Here is a 23,936-nt window from a genome sequence, read left to right as displayed (position 1 = left end):
GCCGGCGCGGCTCCCGGCCGGCCCGGCTTCCCCGCCGGGCTACGGTCACCCCAGGAGAAGGGCGCTCCATGCGCTCACGGGCGCTCCGCGCGCCCACGACCACTTGGGGGGAAGCCGTGTCCGCAACGGCTGCTGCGCACGCACGAACAGACCGGCTGGCACGCATACCGGAGGTCGACGCCCTGCGCGGTTTCGCGCTGCTGGGCATCCTGCTGGTCAACGCGCTGATGATGGCCGGACCGTACGGCCCCGGCGGCGCCGTCGACCCGGGCGCCTCCGCGCTCGACCGGACCGTCGAAGGCATCATCCAGACCTTCGCGGTCGGCAAGTTCTACCTGATGTTCTCGTTCCTCTTCGGCTACAGCTTCACCCTCCAGCAGGACTCCGCCGCCCGCGAGGGCGCGAGCGCCGTTCCCCGGATGCTCCGCCGCTCGCTCGGCCTGCTCGTCCTGGGCCTCCTGCACGCCGTACTCCTGTACACCGGCGACATCCTCATGACCTACGCGCTGCTCGGCCTGATCCTGATCGCCGCACGCACCTGCTCGCCCGGCACAGCCCTGCGCGCGGCCCGGATCGTGTACGGATGCACGAGCGCCTTCCTGCTCCTCCTGGGGCTGGGCTCCCTGTTCATGTCGGACGCCGAGGCGGCCGGACTGAACGAACTCCCCGCGGAGTTCGCCGCACTGGTCGCCGACTACCGCGGCGACCCGGCGTCCGTCGTGCGGGCCAACCTCGGCCAGCTGCCCGACGCGCTCCTCGCCGTACCGCTGATGGGCGGCTTCGTCCTGACGGCCTTCCTGGCCGGCCTGTACTGCGGCAAGCGCCGCCTCCTCGCCGACACGGGACGGCACGCGGCCCGGATGCGCCGCATCTGCGTGCTCGGCGTCGCCGTGGGCCTGCCCGGCAGCCTCTTCATGGCTCTCGCCGCCGGCGGCGCGCTCGGTCCCCGGTGGTTCCTCTTCGGCTCGGTCGTGGGCATGGTCACGGCCCCCGCGCTCACCGCCGCGTACGTCTGCGGCATGCTCCTCTTCATGAAGACGGCCCCGGGCGGGCGCGTGGCCCTGCTCCTCGCCCCCGCCGGCCGGATGGCCCTGACGAACTACCTGAGCCAGTCCCTCGTCATGGCCCTCGTCTTCACCGCCTACGGCCTCGCCCTGTACGACCGCCTCGGCGCGGCCGTCGTCGCCCTCGGCGCGCTCGCCCTGTACGGGGCCCAACTGGCCCTCAGCAAGCACCTGATGGCCCGGCACCGGTACGGCCCGGTGGAATGGCTGCTGCGCGTGGTCACCCTCGCCCGGCTCCCGCGGAGCCGTGACGAGCGCCGCAACCCGGTGGCGTCCTGAGCGGTGATCGACAAAGCTGGGCGCATGGTTTCGGTAGTGCAGAACGTGGCGATCGACTGTGCGGATGCCTATGGGCTGGCCCGCTTCTGGAGCGGCGTGACGGGCCGCCCGCTGGATCCGGACGCCAAGCCTGGTGACCCGGCGACCCAGGTACTGCTGGCGCAGGGCCCGGCGCTGTACTTCAACGAGGTGCCCGAGGCCAAGACGGTCAAGAACCGGATCCATCTGTGCCTGCGCCCCGAAGTCTCGCGCGAGCTGGAGGTGGACCGGCTGCTGGACCTCGGCGCCGTCCTGGTCGCCGACCGCCGCGAATCCGACGGCTCGGGCTGGGCCGTCCTCGCCGACCCCGAGGGCAACGAGTTCTGCGTCCTGCGCAGCGAGTCCGACAAGGCCGCGATGGAATCCCGGCCGTGAGCTGAGGGCTGGCGCCGTCAGCGCCGCAGATCGAGCAGCATCACGTCACGCAGGTCCGCGTCCGCGTCGGTGCCCGCGTCGGCGCCCGCGTTCCCGCCCGCGTCGGCGCCCGCCCCCGGGGGCCGGGCCTCGCCGATCTTGCGGTACCCCCACGCCCGGTAGGCGGCCGAGGCCGCCCCGGCCTCCTGGTGGACCTTCAGGAGCACCCGCTCGGCCGTGATGCCGTCGAGCAGCGCCGTGTGCAGCCGCCGCGCGACACCCTGTCCGCGCCACGGCCCGCGCACGGCGAGTTCGATGAGCCCGAAGGTGCGGCGGCCGTCCTCGCGCCGCATGGCGGCGGACACGGGCTCGGTGAGTTCGTCCCACCACACCGCGTCGGGCGCGAGCGTCCAGCCGTAGGCCATGCCGGCCGGCTCGCCGCCGGGGGTACGGGCCAAGGCCGCGCGGAAGGCGGGCTTGCGCGTCTGCACGGCGAAGCGGCGGAAGGCGGCGGCGACGTCCTCGTCGGTCTCGTGGTACGGAGCCTCCGCGAACGCCTCGGCGTAGACCAGCCGGAACGCGTCCGCGGCCCGCACCGCGGCCGGGCCGTCCATGCGCTCCGTCGTGATGATCCCCTGCTGCGTCACGTGGCTCCTTCGGGTGCCCGCCAGGGGATGTTGCGCCAGGGGCTCGCCGGGTCGGTGGTCAGGGTGAGGTGGGTGGCCAGCACGCCCGTGTACCACTCGCCGAACTCCTCCTCGTCGAAGTGCAGGCAGCGCCCCAGGGCGTACCCGGCGGAGAACTCCTCCCAGGAGCGGTACATGGCCCTCGCCGTCTCTCCGGCGTGCAGTACGCCGTGTTCCGCGTCGGCGAGTGTTCCGTAGCGGGTCCCGAGGCCCCAGCGGGCCATCTGCGAGGCCCGGCCCTGGTCCCAGCCCTCCACGGAGCGGACCCAGCCGTCCTCGGGCAGCAGCCCGTCGGCGCGGAAGCGCTGCTCGTAGCGGGCGATCCGGCCGATCAGCCGCTGCACGCCCGTCACCTCGCCCTCCACCTCGGCGGTGGGGCGGGGCGCGGCGACGGTGACGCCGTCGGGGGTGAGCTGCGGTTCGGCGGCCCGTTCGGCGCTGCGGCGCAGGGTGGAGGCGGCGGCGTGCCGCCAGTGCTCCACGTCCACGGGGCCGGCGAAGTCGGAGGCGAGGACGCGGCGCACGCGCAGTGCGAACTCCCAGACGGGGCTGACCATCTCGGTGGCCAGCAGGCGCCGCAGCGTGTCGTGCCACTCTTCGGCGCCGGTGATTCCCCAGCCCTTGCGCAGGCGTTCGCGCTCCCGGGTGTACCCGTTGCCGTGGTAGGCCAGGGCGTTCCAGAACTCCCCGTTGGAAACCGCGAGATGGGCTCCGACGGCGAGCCCGTGCGCGACCGGCCCGTGCAGGGGGCCGCCGACGTGGAGGGCGTGCACGGCTCCGGGGGCGAGGCCCCAGGCCGGGGCCACGGCGTCCCAGTGGGCGCGCCAGCGGGCGAGGTCGGCGGGGGTGGTGGTGAGGTAGGCCTCGGACGGGGTGCCGGGGTTCACGGCGAGGTGGGGCGGGTCGGCGGAGTCCCAGGCGTTCGCGAACCAGGCGAGCGACCTGGGCAGGTACACGGTCTGCGGGTCGGGTACGGGGAGCATCCCGCGGGTGTGGACGACGAGGCAGCGCCGGTCGGGGGTGGGGTGGAAGCGCGCCGTCGTGGGCTCGGCGTCGACCCGCGCCCGGGACTGCGGCAGGAACAGCTCGCTCCGGGCGAGGGCGTCCAGGTACCCCGACCAGTCCCCGCGCGCCTTGGCCTCGTACAGCTCGCGCTCGATGGAACTCGGCGCCGTCCACCCATCCATGTGGATCACCCTAACGGGGGATCCCATGCCCTCAGTGGGCGGCCGCCAGCGTGAGGTGGGCCGCCGGGCGAGGTGCCAGCCTGTGGGGCTGGTCCTTTTCCCAGCGGCCTCCTCCCGAACCCGTCGTGCGACGTTAATCGCAACGGGCTCTCCAGTGACTGCCGTGAACTTCGGATCGGCGGCCAACGTGGATGTCTTCGTGGCAGGTTGAGCAGACCACGAGGGTCTTGCGTCGTTTCCTGGCCATGAGGACGGCCCAGTTGGGTTGTTCCTGCCCGAGCCGGTCGAGGTCTGCGAGCCTGCGGATCTGATGGACCTGGATTTCTTCGGTCCGACCGCACAGCTCGCAGAACCCGGCCAGCAGCCTTGTCGTCAACTCGCGTCGGCGGGGCCTGGGCCGGACAGGATCGTGGTCCGTGAGGACCGCGAACTTCTGCCGTTTGAGTGGAATGCCACCGAACTGCGCGACCAGCGGTTTCCTGCTCGGGGCGCGGGCGATGCTGGCCTGGAGGCACTTGCGGAGCCCGGCCGGGGTGTCGATGGTGACCTTGTACTTGCGGGCCATCTTCGACATGGTCGAGCGGTGCTTGTTCGCCAGGGAGCACAGCAGCGAGGACTGCATGACCCAGTGCAACCGGTTCAGTCGGACGACGTCGCCGGCCAGCAGGTAGTACTGAACGATTCCGCGGTACTTGGCGCCGTAGATGCTGACGATGGTGTAGTCGTCGTAGTTCAGCATCGAGGTCTGCCGCGAGGGTCTCCCGCGTGCCAGGTATGGAGCGCATTTCGCCTTGATCACATCTTTGGGAACGTGCAGTGCAACGGTTCCGTTGACCGCCCGGCGCTTTCGCCGGGGGCCGTTTCGCCGTTCCGATCTGCGGTCGTCCCTGCGGATGGTGATCTCGTAGCCGAGAAATCGTGCCGCGCCTGTTCTGGCGTGGGTGATCAGCGTCTTCTCCTGGGACAGTTCCAGCTTGAGGTCTTCTCGCAGGAACTGGGCCAGGCGCTGTCTGATCTCTTCGGCTTCGGCTTTGGGTCCGGTGAACCCGATCAGGGTGTCGTCGGCGTATCTCACGTAGCGAAGGCGGCGGTATCCCGGGTCGGTCATGTCCTGGCTCGGGAGACTGTGGAGCTGCTTTCGCAGAGCACGCACTGCAGTGTGGTCACCGCGTGTACGTGCCCGTTGGACAGCCGCTTCGACCCGGCGGTATTCAGGGTTCCTCTCCCTGAGTTTCCCTCGGGTGTATTCCGGGATGAGGATTGTTTCGATGAAGGTGTCCAACTTGTGCAGGTAGATGTTGGACAGGATGGGCGAGAGAACCCCGCCCTGTGGTGCGCCGCTGAGTGCGGCGTTCCATGTCCAGTCTTCCAGGTATCCGGCTTGGAGCATGTTTTGCACGAGCCGCAGGAACCGGTTGTCTTGGATTTTCTCGCTCAGGGTGTCGAGCATCACCTGATGGTCAAGCGAGTCGAAACACTGGGCGATGTCGCCCTCGATGAACCAGGCTGTCCCGGTCCAGGTTTTTGCCACGTCACGTAATGCTGTGTGGCATCCCCGTCCGGGGCGGAAACCGTGGGATCGGTCGGAGAACCGGGGCTCGTAGTACGCCTCCAGGAGGAGGCGCATCACTTCGCCGACCAGCTTGTCCGTCCAGGACGGCAGGCCCAGCGGCCTCGTCTTCCCGTTCTTCTTCGGGATGTAGGTCCGCTTCACCGGCTGGAATCGGAAACGCTCGTGGCGCAGCGCATCAATGATGCGTCCGATCTTGGCCAGCGACATGCCGTCTGCGGTTTCCCCTGAGCCCCCGGGTGTCATCGCCCCCTTGTTGGAGTAGATGCGCCCATGGGCCAATAGATACAACTGCGGGTTGAACATCTGTCGATACAGTTCATTGCATGGCAGGTTCCGCCTGCCGCGTTCACGGAGGATCTCAAGAACCGCTTCGGCGTTCTGCATTTCGCATACCTCCCGGTCTCGTTGATCCCATGTGTCACCTGTGTCCCTTCGCCCTGCTTCCGGCTCTCCCGGACTCCGAGACAGGTCGTTACTCCTGTGACTACTACGGACACTCCGTCACCGTGGGGCTCGCGCCCTTTAGGTGATCCCTTGGTTCATCTGAATGTACGTTCTAGCGCGACTTAGGCGCCCCACTCATCTCCTTGAATCCCCTCACTGGGGATCGCCCTGCTCCCTGGAGTTGTGCCAGCAGGCAGATATTACCGGCACAGAGAACAGCGTCGGTGTCAGATAACTTTCCGACGGATGCGTCTTTTAATCGACTGGAGATTAGGGTTCAGGCAATCCAGCTTTCGCCATATCGCACGGGTCTCGCGATGCACCGTCCCTGATATCTGGACCCGGTCACCGCTTTCCTGACATGCTACGGTCCCCTTTGCCTTTCGACTCCGGGTGAGTCATTCGACCCAGGGATATCCTCCAAATCCCTCCCGGCTGAGCCGGGGATACATTCAGACGCCTCCAAGGCGCACTCCGCCCACACGGTCTTGCCGACGACCAGGTCCGTGCATCCCCAGTGCGCGGAGAGGGCTTTGACGATGTGCAGCCCGCGCCCGAACTGGTCGTGGTCGGCGAGTGCCGCTCGCGGTTCGGGGCGGCGCTCTCCTTTCGGATCGGTGACCTCGATCCGGAGCACTGCTCCGGTGAGGCGGACCTCGACCCGGAAGTACCGGTCCCAGACGGACCCGTGCAGCAACGCGTTGGTGGCCAGCTCGCTGGTCAGCAGCGCCGCGTCCGCCGCGAGCTCGGGCTGCCCCCACGCCACGGCGAGCCACGCGGTGTGCCGGCGGGCGGTGGGTACGGAGTCCTGGCGGGGCGGGTAGTTCCGTACGTCGTGACGTTCCATGACCGTGCACCTCCGGTACGGGCGGTGGCATGCCGGTGCCGTCTTGTGGGCAGCCCGGTGCGCTTCCGCCAACTGACTCTGTGCGGTGAGTAGTTCGTTACTGACCGTAGGGCGGTGCGCGCTCCAGGTGCAAGTGATTCAGGGAACATGGTCCCTGAATAGGTGACGGGGTCGACTTCCGTCGGAAGGTGGCGCGAGACTTACGCCGTGAACCGTGGAATGCGAGAGCCCGAGGGCAACCGGGTGTCAACGGTGTTGGGGCGCAGGCTGGGTGGCGAGCTGTACAAGCTGCGTATGGCAGCAGGCAGAACCCAGGCCCAGGCGGCTGGGGAGATCACCGCGACACCGACGAAGATCGTGAAGATGGAGAGCGGCTGGGTGCCCATGCGGGACCCGGACATCCGAGTGCTGTGCGAGTTCTACGGGGTGACGGACGCGGGGTTCGTGAGCGGTCTGCTGGACTTGGCCCGGCTTGACCGTGAACGCCGAAAGGTCAAGGGCTGGTGGCACCACGTCCCCCGGGTGGGCGGACTCGGCGAGTACGTGGCGATGGAAGAGGTCGCGACCTACATCCGCACCTGGCAGCTGGCACTGGTGCCAGGGCTCCTGCAGACCGCGGACTATGTGCGGGCTCTCGGTGTTACGTCCGACTGGACAAACCCCGACGAGATCGAGGTGCTGGTGCAGTCGAGGCTGAAGCGGCAAGCACGGCTCTGGGGTGAGAAGCCGGCGGGGTTCCACGCGGTGCTCTGGGAGGCTGCTCTGCGTCAGCAGATCGGTGGCCCCGACGTCATGCGAGCACAACTCGACCACCTCGTGGAGATGGCACGACTGCCCCACGTCCACGTCCAGGTGTTGCCCTTCCGAGCAGGGGCACACCATGCCGCCGGCGGCGCGTTCAACGTCCTGTCGTTCGCCGAACCCGGGGCGCTGGACGTGGGCTATGCCGAGGGCATCGCGTCTACTGTGTGGGCAGAGGGGGCGGAAGCCAGCGAGAAGTACACCCGGACGTTCGAGCGCCTGACACGCATGAGTCTCGCTCCGCAGGCTTCCATCGACCTGATCGAAGCGATCAGTAAAGGTACGTAGACACGTGATGAACTTCGAATTCAAGAAGTCCAGTTACAGCGAGGGCCAGGTCAACTCGGAGTGCGTTGAGGTGGCGACCAACGTGGCCGGAACGGTCGCCGTCCGGGACAGCAAGCAGGACGACGGGCCGGTCATCCGGGTCACCGCCACCGCGTGGGCCGCCTTCGCGGCGCAGGCGGGCGAGTGACCGGACTCCTCCTGGATCCATCGCCGCTTGGCAGCCAAAGCCATCGACAAGAGGTGCGTGCGTACATGGAGAGCTTCGAGTTCGTGAAGTCCAGTTACAGCGACGACCAGGCCGATTCGGAGTGCGTCGAGGTGGCGACCAACGTGGCCGGAACGGTCGCCGTCCGGGACAGCAAGCAGGGGGACGGGCCGGTCATCCGGGTCACCGCCACCGCGTGGGCCGACTTCGCGGCGGCGCAGGCGGGATGACGATCCGCACCGATCGGCTGACGCTGCTGCCGCTGGAGGCCTCGCACGCCGAGGAGATGGCCGGGGTGCTGGGTGATCCGGAGCTGCACCGCTTCATCGGCGGGGCTCCGCTCGCCGTGACGGAGCTGCGCGCTCGCTACGAACGGCTGGCCGCCGGTTCGCCGGATCCCGACGTCTCCTGGTGGAACTGGGTGGTCCGGCTCGACGCCGAGGACTGCCTGACCGGTACGGTCCAGGCGACGGTGTCCGGGGAGGTTGTCGAGATCGCCTGGGTCGTCGGTACGCCCTGGCAGCGCCGCGGCATCGCCACCGAGGCGACCCGGGCGATGGTCGAGTGGCTCGGGGAGCATGCCGTCGTGCGCACGGTCATCGCGCACATCCACCCCGCCAACGTGGCCTCCGCCGCCGTCGCCAACGGGGCGGGACTCGTCCCCACGGACCGGTGGCAGGACGGCGAGATCCGCTGGGAGGGGCCCGCCTGACGGGGCATCGCCCGAGGGTGACGGTGGACACGCAGGTCAAGGGCGTACGTAGGCCGGTTGCGCGGCGTGTCCGCGCGGTCGGTGCGGGGGCTCGGGTTGCGGGGGCTGACGGGGTGTCGGTGAGTGGGCTGGGACACGTCCCATGTCACGTCCCACGTCATGTCACGCCCCGGCACGTCCCATGTCGGGGTTCCTCGACAGGAGAGATCCGTTGCACCGCATCACGCGCTACACCGTCCCCGCCGCCCTCTGCCTGACCCTGCTGACCGCGTCCCCCGGTCTGGCGTCGTCGTCGGCGAAGCCGCAGTCCGCCGCCGCGTTCGTGGCGGCCGCGCCGGCCGGGAAGGCCATCCCCGGTACGGAGGCCCTGCTCGCGCAGGTGCAGTCGTTGGGCGGGGTCGGCGGGCTGCTCAAACCCGTCACCGATCTGCTGGCCGCCGTCCTGAAGTCCCCCGACGGCAAGCTCCCGGAAGCGGACCTGGCCGCCTTCAAGGAGAAGATCGACGCCGCGATCGCCGAGCTGAAGAAGAGCCTGCCCGCCGCCCCGGCCGTGCCGGTACCGGTTCCGCCGGTGGACGCCATCCCGGTGGACCCGCCGAAGCTCCCGGTCGAGGTGCCGAAGCTGCCCGTGGACGCTCCGAAGCTCCCGGTGGAGGCTCCGAAGCTGCCCGTCGAAGCTCCGAAGCTCCCGGTGGAGGCTCCGAAGCTGCCCGTCGAAGCTCCGAAGCTCCCGGTGGAGGCTCCCGCCCTCCCGGTGGAGGCTCCCAAGCTGCCCGTCGAAGCCCCGAAGCTCCCGGTGGAGGCCCCGGCCCTCCCGGTGGAGGCTCCGAAGCTTCCCGTGGAAGCCCCGAAGCTCCCGGTGGAAGCCCCGGCCCTCCCGGTGGAGGCTCCCAACGTGGACGCCCCCAAGCTCCCCGTCGACGCCCCGAAGCTTCCGGTAGCGGCCCCTGCCGTCCCCGTGGACGCTCCGAAGCTGTCCGTGGCGCTCCCCGTCTCCGCCCACAAGGCCAAGGCCAAGCCCGCCGCCGGCCCGCTCGACCTGGCCACCGGTGCCATCGACAAGCTCAAGGGCTCCGTCGACGGGCTCACCAAGGCCGCCGGTCCCTGCGGCTGCTCCACCGACGCCAAGGCCAAGGCCACCGACGTGGTGACCGACCTGGTCGCCGCCCTCGTCGCCCTGCTCACCGGCCTCGGCCTCCCGGGCCTGCCCCCGCTCCCGGTCCCGGCCCCGCCGATCCCGGTCCCGGTCCCGCTGCCCGTCCAGTAGCTGCTGCCGCACCCCCGGCCCCGGCGCTGCCCGCCCGTGAGCGGCAGGGCCCCGCCGGGGTGATCGCGGCCGAGCAAGGCCCGCCCCCACCCCGGCGCTCGCGGTGGAGCGCGGCCCGCATCCGGCCCGGCACTGCTCGCCCTTGGGCGGCCGCGCTTCCACCCCCGGAGCTCGCCGCCGAGCGGCAGCACCCCCGAGCGGGCGGCGCCGCCGGGGCTCGCCGAGCAGGGCGGCGTCCCCGACCCGGGGGGCCCGTTCACCGAGCGGCCAGCGCCCCCGTGTGCCGCCGCGCGACCGTACGGACCCCCTTGACGTGCCCTGCGCGCAGGTGGACGCTCCCGGGGCTCGGATCCGTACGGTGCGTTTGGGGGGCCGGAATGCCGGAGCAGTCGGAGGGGCGTGTCCAGACGGCGGGGGAACTGCGGGCGCTGCTCGCGGCGCGCGGGGCGCGGTGGTCCGTGAGCGAGCACCTCGCCGACGGGGATCCCGTGCCGAGGCCCGCCCTCGGCCTGGGTGCGAGCACGGCGGAGGCAGCGGAGCTGACCCCCGCCGAGGCCGCGCCGCCGGTGGACCTGCGGAGCCTCGTGGGCCGGGTCAGCGGCAATCCGCACCTCACCCGGCGCAGGAGGGCGCACGGGCTGCTCCCGGGAACGCACCCCCTCGCCGCTGCGCGCCCCTCCGCCGTGGACTGGCGGAGCCGGTGGGGGTGGCCCTGGCTCACCAAGGTGAAGGACCAGAACCCGTGCAGCGCCTGCTGGGCGTTCGGGGCGGCGGGCCTGGTGGAGTCGATGGCCCGCATCGAGCACCACGTGTGGGCCGAGCGGTCCGAGGGGGACGTCCACGAGGGGATGAAGGCCCCCTGTGGGCAGACGGGCAGCCCCGAGGCCGCCCTCGACTGGATCCGGACCAACGGCGGACTCGCGGACCCGGGCTGCCGGCCGTACTCGCCGCCGCCCCCCGGCACCCCCGTCGACCGCCGGGAGGCCTGGCGGGCCGAGTACACCCCGAGCTGGGACCGCTCGGGCCGGACCGTCCGCATCACCGGGGGGCACGTCCTGCTCGGCGACGTGGAGCAGCAGAAGGTCTGGCTGGACACGGTGGGCCCGCTGACGGCCTGCTTCGACGTGTACGAGGATTTCTTCGGCCTCGGCTCCGGCGTCTACCACCGCACCGGCGGCCACCTGGCGGGCGGCCACTGCGTCCTGATCACCGGCTACGACGACGCGGCCGGCTGCTGGCTGTTCAAGAACTCCTGGGGGACCGGGTACCACGTGGGCGGCTACGGCCGGATCGCGTACGGGGAGGCGCGGATCGACGACTGGGCGAAGTGCGGGCTGCAGGACACCAACATCGACCCGTGGAGCAAGCGCCGCCTGCACACCGGCAACATCTACGAGAGCGGCAACGGCCGCGCCCACCGCAACTTCGAGATGGCGGCCCTCAGTGGAGCAGGCGGAGCAGGCGGAGCCGACGGGGGGTCCCTGAGTCACTGGTGGCGCGAGGGCGAGGCGCCGTTCGCCTGGATCCGCGCCCAGAGCTTCGCCTCCGACGCCTCCGGCCAGCCCGCCTTCACGGGGACCACGTACAACCGGAACATGGAGTCCCTGCACGTCACCACCGGCGGCCGGCTCCGCCACTGGTACTACGAGCACTTCGCCGGCGCCTGGCGCGACGGCGGCGCCTTCGGCCCCGGCGACGCGGCGGTCGGCTCGACCCCGGCCTTCATCCAGAGCGACTACGGTGCGCCCGGCAACTTCGAGGTGGTCGTCCGTACCGCCGACGGCCGTCTGGGCCACTGGTGGCGGATCAACGGCGCCCCCTGGACGTGGAACGACGGCGGCCGGTTCGCCTCCGGCATCGCGCACTTCGGCCCGGCCCTGGTCCAGACCCGCTCCCGCCACCTCGACCTGGTCGCCACCCGCACCGACGGCCGGATGCAGCTGTGGTGGCGCGACGACCCGAACGGGTTCGTCTGGCGGCCCGGCGAGATCTTCGGTTCCGGCATCACCTCCGCGCCCTGCCTGATCGAGGGGCAGCACGGGGCGGCCGACGAGGACACCGCCGGGAACTACGAGTTGTGCGTGACGGGCGGCGGCGGCCGCGTCGAGCACTGGTGGCGCGGCAACGCGGGCGGCGCCGCCTGGCAGCGCTCGGCCGTCTTCGGCCACGACGTGCTGGCGGTCACCGGGATGCTCCAGGGCAGCTTCGGGTTCAACCTGGAGGTGATCGTCCTGCGCACCGACCGCCTGCTCCAGCACTACTGGCGCGACGGCTCCGGCTGGCACGAGGGGGCGGTGATCGGCCCGGCCTAGGCCGCCATGGGAGAGGAGTGGCCCGCGTGGAGGTGCGCGAGGTGGTGCTCGCGCCCGGTGAGCCGTACGAGTTGCGGCCAGGATCCGCTTCGCGCAGGTCCGGCCGCCGTATCCGGACGAGGCCGCGTACGACGAGTTCGTGCTGGACGTCACGGTGCGGTGAGGGTCCACATGGTGAACCCGCTGGTGGTCCACATCGTGGACGACGCCCAGGTTGCACCTCTGTTGTATCTATGCTGTGCGCATGTCACCCGCCCGTACCGCCGGTACCAACCTGACCGCTGCCGAACGCGTCTACCAGCACGTCAAGCAGGCCGTGCTCGACCGCCGCTACGAGGGTGGGGTGCTGCTGACCGAGGGCGAGCTCGCGGTCGCCGTCGGGGTCTCGCGCACACCGGTCCGCGAGGCGCTGCTGCGGCTGGAGACCGAGGGACTGCTCAAGCTGTACCCGAAGAAGGGCGCCCTCGTCCTCGCGGTCTCCGCCCAGGAGATCGCCGACGTGATCGAAACCCGGCTGCTGGTCGAGGAGTTCACCGTCCGGCAGGCCGTACCCGCCCCGGCCGGGCTGCTGGAGCGGCTCGCGGAACTGGTCGAGGAGCAGCGCCGGCTCGGTGACGCGGGCGAGCTCGGGGCGATGATGGCCGTCGACCGGGCCTTCCACGCGGAGATCGTGCGCAGCGCCGGCAACCAGATCCTCTGCCGCCTCTACGACCAACTGCGCGACCGCCAGCTCCGCATGGGCGTGGCCCTGCTGCACGCGCACCCCGAGCGGGTGGAGCGGACGCTGGCCGAGCACCGGGAGATCCTCGACGCCCTGCGCGCGGGCGACGCCGACACGGCCGCCGCGGCGGTACGGGCCCACGTGAGCCGGGTCGGGGAACTGGTGCGGGGACCCGCCCGATGAGCTCCGCGAGTTCCGCAAGTTCCGCGAGTTCCGCGGGCTCCGCGTCCATCGCCTCCCCTGGCGCCTCCCCCGTCGCCTTCAAGGACCCGCCGGGCGGCCGCAAGGCGGTGCTCGTCTGGTCGATCGGCGTCGCCGTCTACTTCGTGGCGGTCATCTTCCGCACCAGCCTCGGCGTCGCCGGGCTGGAGGCCGCCGACCGCTTCCACGTCAACGCCTCGGCGCTGTCCACCTTCTCCCTGCTCCAGCTCCTGGTCTACGCGGGCATGCAGATACCCGTCGGCCTGATGGTGGACCGGCTCGGCACCAAGAAGGTGCTCACGCTCGGCGCCGTGCTCTTCACCGCCGGCCAGATCGGCTTCGCGCTCTCCCCCTCCTACGGGATGGCACTGGCGGCCCGCGCCCTGCTGGGCTGCGGGGACGCCATGACCTTCATCTCCGTGCTGCGGCTCGGCACCCGCTGGTTCCCGGCCCGCCGGGGCCCGCTGATGGCGCAGCTGGCCGGCCTGGTCGGGATGGCGGGCAACCTGATCTCCACGCTGGTGCTGGCTCCCGTGCTGCACGGGGTCGGCTGGGTACCGGCGTTCGCGGGCAGCGCGGTGGCGGGGCTGGTGGTCCTGGTCCCGCTGGTGCTGTTCCTGCGCGACCACCCGGAGGGACACGAGCCCGCGCCCTCGGCAGCCTCCGGCGCGGGGGGATTCGTACGGCGCCAGATCGCCGACTCCTGGCGGGAGCCGGGCACCAAGCTCGGCCTGTGGGTGCACTTCACGACGCAGTTCCCGGCGATGGTGTTCCTGCTGCTGTGGGGGATGCCCTTCCTCGTCGAGGCCCAGGGGCTCTCGCGGACCACCGCGGGCGGCCTGCTGACCCTGGTGGTCGCCTCGAACATGGCGCTCGGCCTGGTCTACGGCCAGATCGTCGGCCGGAGACAGTCCTCCCGGATCCCGCTCGCCCTGGGCACGGTCGCCCTCACCGCACTGCTGTGGGGCTCGGTCCTGGCCTACCCGGGGGACCACGCGCCGATGTGGCTGCTGATCGCGCTCTGCATGGTGCTGGGCACGTGCGGGCCGGCGTCGATGATCGGCTTCGACTTCGCCCGGCCCGCCAACCCGGCGGAACGTCAGGGCACCGCCTCCGGAATCACCAACATGGGCGGTTTCGTCGCCTCGATGACGACCCTGCTGGTGGTGGGCCTGCTGCTCGACGCCACCGGGGACAACTACCGCATCGCGTTCTCGTCGGTCTTCGTCCTGGAACTCCTGGGCATCGCCCAGATCCTGCGCCTGCGCGGCCGCGCCCTGGCCCGCGAACACGAGCGGGTGGCTGCGTGCATCGCCCCGGTCACCCCGCCGGCCCCGGTTCCGGCCGCCACCGCCGTGGCCGCCGCCGGGGCCGGCGCCCCCGTCGGCACCCCTGCCGACCCGCGGCCGGCCCGGTGACATCCGGTGCCGGCCCGGCATGCGCGCAGGCCCCGTACCGCCGTACCGGGGAGGACGGGTCCGGGTGGGACAGACCCCCGTCCTTTCCCACCCGTACGCCCGTCCACTCCGCGGAGTCGGGTTCAGGCCAACGCGTGCCGAGCCTATGAGGGCTCCGCGCGGCCGCGTGTGCAGTGCGCGCAGGGAGCGTTGACAATCCGCGCAGCGGGTTTGACGGCCGGCTAGGCCGTGGCGCCGGGCGCGGCGCCGGGCGTGGCACCCGCCGCGGCCTCCTCCGCCACCGCGCGGCGGAACTCGCTGGGACTGGCCCCGTACGTATCGCGGAACAGCCGGCTGAACACCGAGGCGTTGGTGAATCCCCAGCGCAGGGCCACGGTGTGGACGGGGACGGCCGGCTGCCCGGGATCGGCGAGGTCCTCGCGGCAGCGCTCCAGCCGGCGCCGGCGGATCGTGGCCGCGACGCTCTCCCCGCGCTCCCGGAAGAGCAGCTGGAGCCGGCGCAGCGACATGCTGTGCCGGTCGGCGACCACGGACGGGCTCAGCTCGGGATCGCCGAGGTTGTGCCCGATGAAGGTGTCGATCCGGGTCAGCAGCGCCCGGGTCCGGCTCTCCTCGGACAGCTCGTCCTCGGCGCCGATCCGCCCGGCGAGGCAGGCTCCGGCCAGGTCGAGGGCGACGGAGCCCAGCTGCTCCAGCTCGGCGGGCGCGCACTCCTCCCCGTGCGCGGCCAGGGAGCGCATGTACTGCGCGAGGATCGCCCCCATGCCCCGGTCGGCGGGGATCCGCTCGGCGAGCACCCGGTCCACCCGGTCCGGCCGCAGCGGGAGCGCGGTGCGGGGGAGCGAGAGGATCACGGCCCGGACCGGCTCGGTGCCCGGGACGCCCGACTCGAAGGGGTGCGAGGTGTCCCACAGCACCAGGTCCCCCGAGAAGGGCCCCGAGTCGTGCCGGTTCTGCGCGATCCACATGGACCCGCTGGTCACCAGCCCCAACTGGTACTGCTCGGGGTCGCTGCTGCGGACGTGCGCCGCCGTGCGCCGGGCGCGCAGCGGGGCGTAGCCGAACTGCGACACCTGCACGCAGCCCAGGTCGAGCACGGCGGCCTCCGCCTGGAAGTCGCCCGCGTGCTCACTCCTGATCGACGTGGACACCAGCTGCTGTGCCACCACGTCGGAAAACCAGTCGAACCGGTCCGCTGCCGGTACGGCAGCGGACGAAATCACCGACCACACCAGGGGTTCTCCGGCCTACGGAGTCACGGAGCCACGGAGTCACGGAGTCAGGCCGTCAGGGAGTCACGGAGAAGTTGGCCAGGATGGCCTCGGCCAGCGCCGGGTCGCCCTCCACCTTCACCCGGTCGGCCACGGTGTGCGCACGCACCCGGCCGGCCGCGAGGCGTACGTACGTCTCCCAGTCCAGGGTCAGCGTCACCGCGGGCCCCAGCGAGGGGGCCTTGTCGATGGTGCCGCGGCCCTCCGCGTCGACCCGTACGGTCCGCATGAACTCCAGCGCCCCGTGCACGTCGATGACCACGGCCGAGTTCGCGGGCGCGCCCGCCTTCTTCGCGACCACCTTCGGCAGCCCGGCGAGCAGGACGTCCCGGGCCACGTAGGCCCCCGGCGAGTCCCAGTTCCCGGGTGCGCCCAGCGCCGCCCGCAGGTCCTGCTCGTGGATCCACACGTCGAACGCGCGCAGCCGCAGCGAGTGCTCCAGCGTCGCCGGCTCGCCCAGCGGGCCGCGGATCACCGTGTCCGGTTCCCGCTTCTCGTTCCGCAGCTGCCGGGAGCGGCGGATGATCGTGTACTCCAGCTCGGAGGTCATCTCGGGCGCGGTGTGGTGCCGCCGCACGTCGACCTGCACTTCCATGTACCGGGAGAACTCGTCGACCACGTGCCGCAGGTCCCGCGGCAGGGTGTGGATCGGCCGCGGGTCGCCCAGCTGCTCGCACTCGATGCCGATGACGTGGGACACGACATCGCGCACGGACCAGTTCGGGCAGGGCGTCGCCCGGCTCCACTCGCCTTCCGTCAGCGGAAGGACCAGCTCGGATATCGCCTCGATGGAGTGGGTCCACGCGTCGGCATAGGGCTGAAGGCTGGGATGCGGATGGACGGTCAACGGGACCCCTCGCGTGCTGTTCATTGGCCTGTTGGGCGCGTTGGCGCATTGGCGCGTTCTGGAAGCTTGTGCAATGGCTTCAAAACTACGCTGCCGGTGAGCACCCCGGCAGTGCTTTCGTGTGACGATCGTAGGCCCGAGTTGACGGCTTGAAAGCCAGGACGGTGGTACTGTGCGCGCTTCCCTGATCCAAATCGCGGTGAATGAGGGGGAGTCGGTGGTTTCCCGCCGCTCCCGCGTCGCTGACCTCGTGCGCGAACAGTCCGGCTCGGACCTCGTCGTCCTGCCGGAGTTGTGGACCGTGGGCGCCTTCGCCTACGAGCAGTTCGAGACAGAGGCCGAGCCGCTGGACGGGCCGACCTACGGGGCCATGGCCGCGGCCGCCCGCGACGCCGGGGTCTGGCTGCACGCCGGCTCCTTCGTGGAGCGCGCGGGCGACGGCTCCCTCTACAACACCGCGCTCGTCCTCTCCCCGACGGGCGAGCTCGCCGCCACGTACCGCAAGATCCACCGCTTCGGCTTCGACCAGGGCGAGGCCGTCCTGATGTCCGCGGGCGAGACCCTGACCACGGTCGCCCTGCCGGAGCAGACCCTCGGCCTGGCCACCTGCTACGACCTGCGCTTCCCGGAGCTGTTCCGCGGCCTGGTCGACGCCGGGGCGACGACGCTGGTCGTCTCCGCGGGCTGGCCGGCCCGCCGCCGGGGCCACTGGACGCTGTTGAACCGGGCCCGCGCCGTCGAGGACCAGTCGTACGTCCTCGCGTGCGGGACGGCAGGCACCAACGGGGGCGTGGAACAGGCCGGCCACAGCCTGGTCGTGGACCCGTGGGGCGAGGTCCTCGCGGAGGCGGGCCCGGGGGAGGAGGTCCTGACGGTGGACCTCGACCCGAAGAAGGTCGCCGAGACCCGCGAGCAGTTCCCGGCCCTGAAGGACCGCCGCCTCGGCCTCTGAGCCCGCCTCTGAGCCCGCCTCTGAGCCCGCCGAAGGGCCCGTGGCCCGTGCGTGCCGAGGCCCTCGTACGCCTACTCCGTGGACATCCCCGGCTCCCGGTACGGCGAGGACGGCTTCGCCAAGGCGGACCTCGGGCTGTACGCCGGCGCGGGCCCGCTCAAGGACTGTGGCCGCGGCGACTGCGACTGAGCGGGACCCTACGACTCATCCGGGCCCTCCCGCTCCTTCTCCGCCATCCGGATCACGCACACCGCGACGGCGACGAGCAGCGAGGCGTCGGCGTCCTCGCGGACCACGTCGACGGCGTACGTCTCGCGGATCCGGTACCACTGGCGGGAAATCAGCGCGAGCAGTTCCCCTTCGTACTCGACCTTGAACTCCCGGTCCAGGATCCGCCCGCTGACATCGAGCTCGGTGCCCTCGCCCAGCACCACCGAGTAGTGGTTGCGCAGCAGCGAGAACCGCTTCTTGCGGATCACCGCGAGCCGCCGCTCGTCGCGCTCCAGCGTCATCGCGTCGCGCAGGGCGAAGAGCTTCTCCCGCAGCGTGATGAGGATCCGCCCGTCGGGATCCTTCAATTCCAGGGTGTCCCGGAACCGCAGGGCCTTGCCGTCCACGAGGAAGGCGTGCCGGCCGTCCTCGTCCTCGATCCAGTAGTCGTCCCCGATGGCCAGCATTTTGTCCCGTACCAGGTATTTCACGCCCTCATCGCTGCCCGCGATAGGTTCCGGTCATGCCACTCCTCTACGTGACCGACCTGGCGTACCCGGCGCGCGGCCGCCGCTACGGCGACGAGGACGTCTTCCTCACCGCACGCCTGCGGAAGCACTTCCCCCTCGCCCTGTGCCACCCCCTCGACGCGGAGGCCCTGCTCCCCGCCTTCGACACCGTGGTCATCCGCAACAGCGGCCCGGTCCTCCACCACCAGGAGGCCTACGACTCCTTCCGCGCGGCCGCCCTCGCCGCCGGGACCCGCGTCTACAACCCCCTGACGGGCCGCGGCGACATGGCGGGCAAGCAGTACCTCGTCGACCTCACCGCCTCCGGCCACCCGGTCATCCCCACGATCGACGACCCGGCGCACCTCCCGCTCCTCCCCGCGTCCCCCTCGTACGCGGTGAAGCCGAAACTGGGCGCGGACTCCATAGGCCTGACCTTCACCCCGCACCCGGACTGCGCCCCGGGGGAGTTCCTGATCCAGCCGCGCATCGACTTCTCCTACGAAGTCTCCTTCTACTTCGTGGACGACACCTTCCAGTACGCCCTGTACGCCCCCGACCCGGCCCGCCGCTGGGAACTGGTCCCCTACGACCCCACCCCCGCGGACCTCTCCTTCGCCCGCACCTTCATCGCCTGGAACACCCTCACCCACGGCATCCAGCGCGTGGACGCCTGCCGCGCCCCCTCGGGCGAGCTCCTCCTGGTCGAACTGGAGGACCTCAACCCGTACCTCTCCCTGGACCTCCTCCCGCCGCAGACCCAGAACACCTTCATCGCCTCCCTCGTCCGCTCCCTGCGCGACTTCGGAGCCTGACGCCGTCCCGCGGGGGCGGGGGAACCGGCCGGCAAGGGGTGGGCGCGAGGCCCCCGCGTCAGGTGTGACGCACACCACACCCTCTCCGAGGGTCTGCGTCGGCGGTGGGACGACACCGTCGTCCCGCCGCCGACCCAGAACGAAGGAAGGCATGACCGAGCTCCCCGCGCGGCAGTTCTCGCTGCCACCACCGCGCTCGCGACGACCGGCGGTCTGCTGTCGGGCGCGACCGTCGCCGCGGCTGCCGCCACGGCGACCGTGACCTGCAAGTCGCCCGTCTTCACACGGCAGTTCTACGCGAACACGACCTTCTCCGGTACGCCGAAGAAGACCGACTGCGACTCGAAGATCGATCAGAGCTGGGGCACCGGCACCCCCGCCACCGGGCTGCCCAGCGACAATTTCGCCGTGCGCTGGACGGTGACCCGGGACTTCGGTTCCGGCGGCGCGTTCTCGATCCCCGTCGAGACCCGGGACGGACTGCGCGTCTACCTCGACGGCGCGCGCAAGGTCGACATCTGGAAGAACGTCTCGACGACCCAGAAGCAGACCGTCAACGTCACCATCCCGTCCGGGACGCACACCCTCCGCTTCGATTTCGTCAACTGGACCGGCATGGCGAACGTCAAGGCGGACTACCTGCCGCGCACGTCCGCGACCGTCGACAAGGTCAAGCCCCTCGTGCCGACGGGGACCTCCCTGTCGTACTCCACCTCCACGTACCAGGCGAAGTTCGGCTGGACGGCGAACAAGGAGATGGACCTCGCGGGCTACCGCGTGTACCGCCGGCTCCAGGGCGGCACCTACGGCAGCACGCCGCTGGCGACGACGACCGCCACCTCGTACACGGACACCACGCTTCCGGAGAACGGCGCGGTCTACGCCTACGAGGTCCGCGCGTACGACAAGGCGGGCAACGAGTCCGCGGGTACGGCGGACAAGTACGTCACCACCGTCGACGCGAGCGCTCCCGCGGCGCCGAAGGGGGTCGAGAACGCCTGGAAGCCCGGCTACTCCGAGAAGGTCGGCCTCTCCTGGTACGGGAACACCGAGGCGGACCTCGCCGGGTACCGCGTGTACCGCTCCACCACCGGCCGGCCGGTCGCGCTCACGGCGGCGAACCGGGTGAGCGGCGACCAGCCGCTCGGCGGCGGCTGGTTCGAGCAGCCGCTGCCGCAGACCGGGGACACGTACTTCTACGTCGTCACGGCGGTCGACACGCACGGCAACGAGTCGGCGGCCTCGGGCACGGCGGAGTTCTACACGCGGGACACGACGGGTCCCGTGGACACCGCGTACCACGCGAAGGCGGTCGAGGACGAGCGCGGGGTCACGCTGACCTGGGACAAGTCGGCGGTCACCAGCGCGGACTTCGCCGGGTACACGGTCCTGCGCTACGACAGGCCGCGCACGCAGCCCGGGCGCACGGTCGCGGTGGTCGGCAAGAACATCCGGGGCACGTCCTTCACGGACACGGCCCCGCCGCCGGGCGCCACGTACTACTACTCGGTCGTGGCCGTGGACGGCGCGGGCAACGGAGGACCCCCCTCCGACGAGATGGCGGTCACCGTCGCCGGAAACAGCACCCCGCCGCCCCCGGTGACGGGTACGACCGCCACCGCCAAGGAGAACGGCGTCTCGCTGAGCTGGGACGCCAGCGGTGACCCCGGGCTCGACCACTACCGCATCCTGCGCGGCACGCTGGTCGACGGCCAGTGGGTGTACGCGCCCCTCCAGGACGCCTGGACCCTCAGGCCGTGGGAGTTCACGCAGACCCACCACCTCGACCGTACGGTCGCCGACGGCGAGCAGGTCCGCTACGGCGTCGTCGCCGTCGACCAGTACGGCAACCAGCTCACCCCCGAGACCGGCGCCTCCCTCCAGGACGTCACCGAGCTCGACCTGCGCCCCGACTCCGGCGCCGCCCCGGCCGTGGGCGACAACACGCTCGGCAACCTGCACGGCGACGTGTACGGCTCGGTCCGCTGGTGGGGTGGCGACACGGGCGCCAACGGCAGCAAGGTGACCGGCTACACCGTGTACCGCTGGAACCGCTCGACCCGCGTCTTCGACAAGGTCGACGTCCAGCCGCGCGGTAACGACACCAGCTGGTCGTACGTGGACACCACCCTGCCCAAGGGGACCACCACGTACTACCGCGTGACCGCCACCCTCGCCGACGGCACGGAGACGGCCGCCCGCGAGACGGCGATCGCCTCGCTGGACTAGAGCTTGCTGGTGTCGAGGTCGATCCCGAACGGCTCCGGGAGGCGGACCGAGGTCCCGAAGGGGTGAGGGCCGTCGACCTCGGTGTAGCCGAGGCGCCCGGGCTCGGAGAACAGGGTGACGGTCTTCTCCATCCGGTCGACCAGGAGGTAGAGCGGGGCACCGTACTCCGCGTACCGCTTGCGCTTCACGACGCGGTCGGTGTCAGCGTTGGACTCGGAGGTCACTTCGACGATCAGCAGTGTCTGGTCGGGTACGAGGGCGTCGCCACCCTTGGCGAGGCCCTCCGGGACGACCGCGATGTCGGGAACATACCAATTGGGGGATCGGGGAAGGTCCAGGTTGCCGGACCCGGTCACGCACCCGAGTTCGCGGACCCGTCGATAGAGCTGGTACCGGATGTGCTCCGCGGCATGTTCGTGGTCCCACGTCGGTGGTGTCACGGCGTCCCCGCCCCCCTGGATGACGCCCTCGACGATCTCGACGCGGTCGCCCTGCATGTGCTGGATGGCGTACTTCAGCGCGCGCTCGGGATCGATGCCCTCGCCGTAGTGGTGCGCGGTGGTCATACCGGAAGCCTCCTTGGACGCCTGTGGCCAGCTTCCCACGGGAGTTCCTCGTCCCGCGTCACCTCTGGGGGTACGCCTACGCGGGGGTGGCACCCTTGGTGCATGAATTCTGCCGCGCCCGCACCCCGTCGCGCCCGAGTCCGTGCCCCCGAGCTGATCGGCAAGGGTGGCTGGCTCAATACCGGTGGGAAGGATCTGACCCTCGCCGACCTGCGGGGACGGATCGTCATCGCCGATTTTTGGACCTTCTGCTGTGTGAACTGCCTGCACGTGCTCGACGAGTTGCGCGAGCTGGAGGAGAAGCACCGCGACACCGTCGTCATCGTCGGCGTGCACTCGCCGAAGTTCGTGCACGAGGCCGAGCACTCCGCCGTCGTCGACGCCGTCGAGCGGTACGGGGTGCACCACCCCGTGCTCGACGATCCCGAGCTCGCGACCTGGAAGCAGTACGCCGTCCGCGCCTGGCCCACGCTCGTGGTGATCGACCCCGAGGGGTACGTCGTCGCGCAGCACGCCGGGGAGGGGCACGCGCACGCCATCGCGAAGCTCGTGGAGGAGCTGGAGGCCGAGCACGAGGCCAAGGGGACGCTGCGGCGCGGGGACGGGCCGTACGTGGCGCCCGAGCCGGTGGCGGGGGACCTGCGGTTCCCCGGGAAGGCGCTCGTGCTGCCCTCCGGGAACCTGCTCGTCTCCGATACGACCCGGCACCAGCTGGTGGAGCTGGCCCCCGACGGGGAGAGCGTCGTACGGCGCATCGGTGGCGGGGAGCGCGGCTTCGGGCCGGAGTCGTTCAGTGAGCCGCAGGGGCTGGCGCTGCTGCCCGACGGGTCCGTGGTCGTCGCCGACACCGTCAATCACGCGCTGCGGCGGTTCGACCCCGTGACCGGGGCCGTGGAGACCGTCGCCGGGACCGGGCGGCAGTGGTGGCAGGGGTCCGCGACCTCGGGGCCGGCCCTCGACGTCGACCTGTCCTCGCCGTGGGACGTGGCCTGGTGGCAGGGCAAGGTGTGGATCGCCATGGCGGGCGTCCATCAGCTGTGGACCTGGGACCCGGAGAGCGGCGCCGTGGAGGTCGCCGCCGGGACGACCAACGAGGGGCTGCACGACGGGCCGGCCGCCGAGGCCTGGTTCGCACAGCCGTCCGGGCTGGCGGCCACGGAGGACCGGCTGTGGATCGCCGACTCCGAGACCAGTGCGCTCAGGTACGCCGAGGTGACCGACGGCGGCTATGCCGTCCGCACCGCCGTCGGATCCGGCCTCTTCGACTTCGGCCACCGGGACGGCGACGCCGCCCAGGCGCTGCTCCAGCACCCGCTCGGCGTCACCGCGCTGCCCGACGGGTCGGTCGCGGTGTGCGACACCTACAACCACGCCCTGCGGCGCTACGACCCCGCCACCGGGCAGGTCACCACCCTCGCCACCGACCTGCGCGAGCCCAGCGATGCCGTGCTCGCCGGGGACGACATCGTGGTCGTGGAGTCCGCCCGGCACCGCCTGACCCGGCTGCGGCTTCCCGAGGAGGCCGTACGGGTCGACGCGGTCGCCCACCGCACGCAGCGCACCGCCACCGAGGTGGCCCCCGGCACGCTCCGGCTCGACATCGTCTTCCGGGCGCCGAGCGGCCAGAAGCTCGACACCCGCTACGGGCCCTCCACCCGCCTGCTGGTCTCCTCGACGCCGCCCGGGCTGCTGACGGCGGGGGAGGGGGCCGGGACCGACCTGTTCCGGGAGCTCGCACTGAACCCGGAGCTGACCGACGGCGTCCTGCACGTCTCCGCGATGGCCGCCTCCTGCGACGACGACCCCGAGAACGAGTACCCGGCCTGCCACGTCCACCAGCAGGACTGGGGGGTGCCGGTGAAGGTCACCCCGCAGGGCGTCTCCCGGCTCCCCCTCGTCCTCGCGGGAATGGACGAATAGCATTCACTTGCGAATTCACCACCCGTGCGACTCGGCCATTTTCCCGTAGTGCGCGCGGGGCGCGATCTGGATACCTGTTCGATGGCCGTGGATCATATATAAGGACCGCAAGGAACCCTCTTTCGAGGGACGGTGCGGCCCGAAATGGAGCACTAGGATCGTCGCCGCCGTCCGCACGTGAAATTTCACGGGCGGATGGGCACGCACGGGCGCGACCCG

23 protein-coding genes are annotated in these 23,936 nt (G+C 71.1%); 15 read left to right on the top strand and 8 right to left on the bottom strand.

The window, feature by feature from the left end; all coding sequences use genetic code 11:
- Positions 1–116: 116 nt before the first annotated feature.
- A complete protein-coding gene (locus tag MTF69_RS04795; protein ID WP_243330971.1) occupies positions 117–1,343 on the top strand; it encodes a DUF418 domain-containing protein in 1,227 nt (408 codons plus the stop codon).
- Positions 1,344–1,367: 24 nt separating this feature from the next.
- Positions 1,368–1,757, top strand: coding sequence for a VOC family protein (locus MTF69_RS04790; RefSeq protein WP_243330968.1), 390 nt, complete (start codon positions 1,368–1,370; stop codon positions 1,755–1,757).
- A gap of 17 nt (positions 1,758–1,774) precedes the next feature.
- Here the strand turns inward: MTF69_RS04790 and MTF69_RS04785 are convergent, their stop codons facing one another.
- The 4 genes from MTF69_RS04785 to MTF69_RS04770 form a co-directional block, all read right to left on the bottom strand.
- The gene (locus tag MTF69_RS04785; protein WP_374322074.1) at positions 1,775–2,383 is read right to left on the bottom strand and encodes a GNAT family N-acetyltransferase; all 609 of its coding nucleotides are present in this window, start codon (positions 2,381–2,383) and stop codon (positions 1,775–1,777) included.
- Positions 2,380–3,609, bottom strand: coding sequence for a DUF1266 domain-containing protein (locus MTF69_RS04780; RefSeq protein ID WP_243330967.1), 1,230 nt, complete (start codon positions 3,607–3,609; stop codon positions 2,380–2,382). Before MTF69_RS04780 ends, MTF69_RS04785 begins: the two co-directional genes overlap by 4 nt.
- A 133-nt stretch (positions 3,610–3,742) precedes the next feature.
- A complete protein-coding gene (locus tag MTF69_RS04775) occupies positions 3,743–5,566 on the bottom strand; it encodes a reverse transcriptase/maturase family protein (protein ID WP_243330964.1) in 1,824 nt (607 codons plus the stop codon).
- 424 nt (positions 5,567–5,990) lie between these two features.
- Positions 5,991–6,473, bottom strand: coding sequence for an ATP-binding protein (locus MTF69_RS04770; RefSeq protein ID WP_243330962.1), 483 nt, complete (start codon positions 6,471–6,473; stop codon positions 5,991–5,993).
- Between the two features lie 219 nt (positions 6,474–6,692).
- Here MTF69_RS04770 and MTF69_RS04765 point away from each other — a divergent pair, with 219 nt between their 5' ends.
- The 8 genes from MTF69_RS04765 (at position 6,693) to MTF69_RS04730 (ending at position 14,398) form a co-directional block, all read left to right on the top strand.
- Positions 6,693–7,562, top strand: coding sequence for a helix-turn-helix transcriptional regulator (locus tag MTF69_RS04765; RefSeq protein ID WP_243331360.1), 870 nt, complete (start codon positions 6,693–6,695; stop codon positions 7,560–7,562).
- 7 nt (positions 7,563–7,569) lie between these two features.
- Positions 7,570–7,749, top strand: a complete 180-nt coding sequence (locus tag MTF69_RS04760; protein ID WP_279345351.1) for a DUF397 domain-containing protein — start codon at positions 7,570–7,572, stop codon at positions 7,747–7,749.
- A 65-nt stretch (positions 7,750–7,814) separates the two neighbouring features.
- The gene (locus MTF69_RS04755; RefSeq protein WP_243330958.1) at positions 7,815–7,997 is read left to right on the top strand and encodes a DUF397 domain-containing protein; all 183 of its coding nucleotides are present in this window, start codon (positions 7,815–7,817) and stop codon (positions 7,995–7,997) included.
- Positions 7,994–8,479, top strand: coding sequence for a GNAT family N-acetyltransferase (locus MTF69_RS04750; RefSeq protein WP_243330956.1), 486 nt, complete (start codon positions 7,994–7,996; stop codon positions 8,477–8,479). Before MTF69_RS04755 ends, MTF69_RS04750 begins: the two co-directional genes overlap by 4 nt.
- A 211-nt stretch (positions 8,480–8,690) precedes the next feature.
- Positions 8,691–9,746, top strand: a complete 1,056-nt coding sequence (locus MTF69_RS04745; protein WP_243330953.1) for a hypothetical protein — start codon at positions 8,691–8,693, stop codon at positions 9,744–9,746.
- 377 nt (positions 9,747–10,123) lie between these two features.
- Positions 10,124–12,058, top strand: coding sequence for a C1 family peptidase (locus MTF69_RS04740; RefSeq protein WP_243330952.1), 1,935 nt, complete (start codon positions 10,124–10,126; stop codon positions 12,056–12,058).
- A 244-nt stretch (positions 12,059–12,302) separates the two neighbouring features.
- Positions 12,303–12,962 carry a GntR family transcriptional regulator gene (locus MTF69_RS04735; RefSeq protein WP_243330950.1) on the top strand — a complete coding sequence of 220 codons (660 nt, stop codon included), beginning with the start codon at positions 12,303–12,305 and terminating at the stop codon, positions 12,960–12,962.
- Entirely contained in the window at positions 12,959–14,398 is a 1,440-nt protein-coding gene (locus tag MTF69_RS04730; RefSeq protein WP_243330948.1) for a nitrate/nitrite transporter, read from the top strand. The genes MTF69_RS04735 and MTF69_RS04730 overlap by 4 nt, the downstream gene beginning before the upstream one ends.
- 221 nt (positions 14,399–14,619) lie before the next feature.
- Here MTF69_RS04730 and MTF69_RS04725 read toward each other — a convergent pair whose 3' ends face one another.
- Together MTF69_RS04725 and MTF69_RS04720 are read right to left on the bottom strand one after the other, a co-directional pair.
- Complete coding sequence (locus MTF69_RS04725) at positions 14,620–15,621, bottom strand: helix-turn-helix domain-containing protein (RefSeq protein WP_243330946.1); 1,002 nt, start codon at positions 15,619–15,621, stop codon at positions 14,620–14,622.
- A gap of 64 nt (positions 15,622–15,685) precedes the next feature.
- Entirely contained in the window at positions 15,686–16,516 is an 831-nt protein-coding gene (locus MTF69_RS04720; RefSeq protein WP_243330944.1) for a maleylpyruvate isomerase family mycothiol-dependent enzyme, read from the bottom strand.
- A 172-nt stretch (positions 16,517–16,688) separates the two neighbouring features.
- Between MTF69_RS04720 and MTF69_RS04715 the strand changes: the two genes are divergently transcribed.
- Both MTF69_RS04715 and MTF69_RS04710 read left to right on the top strand, forming a co-directional pair.
- Positions 16,689–17,468: a carbon-nitrogen family hydrolase gene (locus MTF69_RS04715; RefSeq protein ID WP_243330942.1), complete on the top strand. Its 780-nt coding sequence runs from the start codon at positions 16,689–16,691 to the stop codon at positions 17,466–17,468.
- 51 nt (positions 17,469–17,519) lie between these two features.
- Positions 17,520–17,657 (top strand): hypothetical protein, encoded by a 138-nt coding sequence (locus MTF69_RS04710; protein WP_243330939.1) that lies wholly within the window; start codon positions 17,520–17,522, stop codon positions 17,655–17,657.
- Between the two features lie 8 nt (positions 17,658–17,665).
- Here the strand turns inward: MTF69_RS04710 and MTF69_RS04705 are convergent, their stop codons facing one another.
- Positions 17,666–18,169 (bottom strand): LURP-one-related/scramblase family protein, encoded by a 504-nt coding sequence (locus MTF69_RS04705; RefSeq protein ID WP_243330936.1) that lies wholly within the window; start codon positions 18,167–18,169, stop codon positions 17,666–17,668.
- Between the two features lie 32 nt (positions 18,170–18,201).
- Between MTF69_RS04705 and MTF69_RS04700 the strand changes: the two genes are divergently transcribed.
- Both MTF69_RS04700 and MTF69_RS04695 read left to right on the top strand, forming a co-directional pair.
- The gene (locus MTF69_RS04700) at positions 18,202–19,002 is read left to right on the top strand and encodes a hypothetical protein (protein ID WP_243330935.1); all 801 of its coding nucleotides are present in this window, start codon (positions 18,202–18,204) and stop codon (positions 19,000–19,002) included.
- A 258-nt stretch (positions 19,003–19,260) separates the two neighbouring features.
- Entirely contained in the window at positions 19,261–21,231 is a 1,971-nt protein-coding gene (locus MTF69_RS04695) for a fibronectin type III domain-containing protein (protein WP_243330933.1), read from the top strand.
- Here MTF69_RS04695 and MTF69_RS04690 read toward each other — a convergent pair.
- The gene (locus tag MTF69_RS04690) at positions 21,228–21,797 is read right to left on the bottom strand and encodes a Uma2 family endonuclease (RefSeq protein ID WP_243330931.1); all 570 of its coding nucleotides are present in this window, start codon (positions 21,795–21,797) and stop codon (positions 21,228–21,230) included. The two genes, MTF69_RS04695 and MTF69_RS04690, sit on opposite strands and share 4 nt — an antisense overlap.
- A gap of 102 nt (positions 21,798–21,899) precedes the next feature.
- On the opposite strand from MTF69_RS04690, the gene MTF69_RS04685 reads away from it, so the two are divergent.
- Complete coding sequence (locus MTF69_RS04685) at positions 21,900–23,717, top strand: NHL domain-containing thioredoxin family protein (protein WP_243330930.1); 1,818 nt, start codon at positions 21,900–21,902, stop codon at positions 23,715–23,717.
- The last annotated feature ends 219 nt before the right edge of the window (positions 23,718–23,936 follow it).

This window comes from Streptomyces sp. AP-93 (assembly GCF_022808175.1).
GTDB lineage: Bacteria > Actinomycetota > Actinomycetes > Streptomycetales > Streptomycetaceae > Streptomyces.
Note: the sequence above shows the minus strand (reverse complement) of the source record. Positions and strands in the feature narration are given on the sequence as shown.

Coding starts and splice junctions, on each gene's coding strand:
- MTF69_RS04790 (WP_243330968.1), top strand. CDS start 1,368: ATGGTTTCGGTAGTGCAGAACGTGGCGATCGACTGTGCGGATGCCTAT.
- MTF69_RS04780 (WP_243330967.1), bottom strand. CDS start 3,609: ATGGATGGGTGGACGGCGCCGAGTTCCATCGAGCGCGAGCTGTACGAG.
- MTF69_RS04775 (WP_243330964.1), bottom strand. CDS start 5,566: ATGCAGAACGCCGAAGCGGTTCTTGAGATCCTCCGTGAACGCGGCAGG.
- MTF69_RS04770 (WP_243330962.1), bottom strand. CDS start 6,473: ATGGAACGTCACGACGTACGGAACTACCCGCCCCGCCAGGACTCCGTA.
- MTF69_RS04765 (WP_243331360.1), top strand. CDS start 6,693: ATGCGAGAGCCCGAGGGCAACCGGGTGTCAACGGTGTTGGGGCGCAGG.
- MTF69_RS04760 (WP_279345351.1), top strand. CDS start 7,570: ATGAACTTCGAATTCAAGAAGTCCAGTTACAGCGAGGGCCAGGTCAAC.
- MTF69_RS04755 (WP_243330958.1), top strand. CDS start 7,815: ATGGAGAGCTTCGAGTTCGTGAAGTCCAGTTACAGCGACGACCAGGCC.
- MTF69_RS04750 (WP_243330956.1), top strand. CDS start 7,994: ATGACGATCCGCACCGATCGGCTGACGCTGCTGCCGCTGGAGGCCTCG.
- MTF69_RS04740 (WP_243330952.1), top strand. CDS start 10,124: ATGCCGGAGCAGTCGGAGGGGCGTGTCCAGACGGCGGGGGAACTGCGG.
- MTF69_RS04735 (WP_243330950.1), top strand. CDS start 12,303: ATGTCACCCGCCCGTACCGCCGGTACCAACCTGACCGCTGCCGAACGC.
- MTF69_RS04730 (WP_243330948.1), top strand. CDS start 12,959: ATGAGCTCCGCGAGTTCCGCAAGTTCCGCGAGTTCCGCGGGCTCCGCG.
- MTF69_RS04700 (WP_243330935.1), top strand. CDS start 18,202: ATGCCACTCCTCTACGTGACCGACCTGGCGTACCCGGCGCGCGGCCGC.
- MTF69_RS04690 (WP_243330931.1), bottom strand. CDS start 21,797: ATGACCACCGCGCACCACTACGGCGAGGGCATCGATCCCGAGCGCGCG.
- MTF69_RS04685 (WP_243330930.1), top strand. CDS start 21,900: ATGAATTCTGCCGCGCCCGCACCCCGTCGCGCCCGAGTCCGTGCCCCC.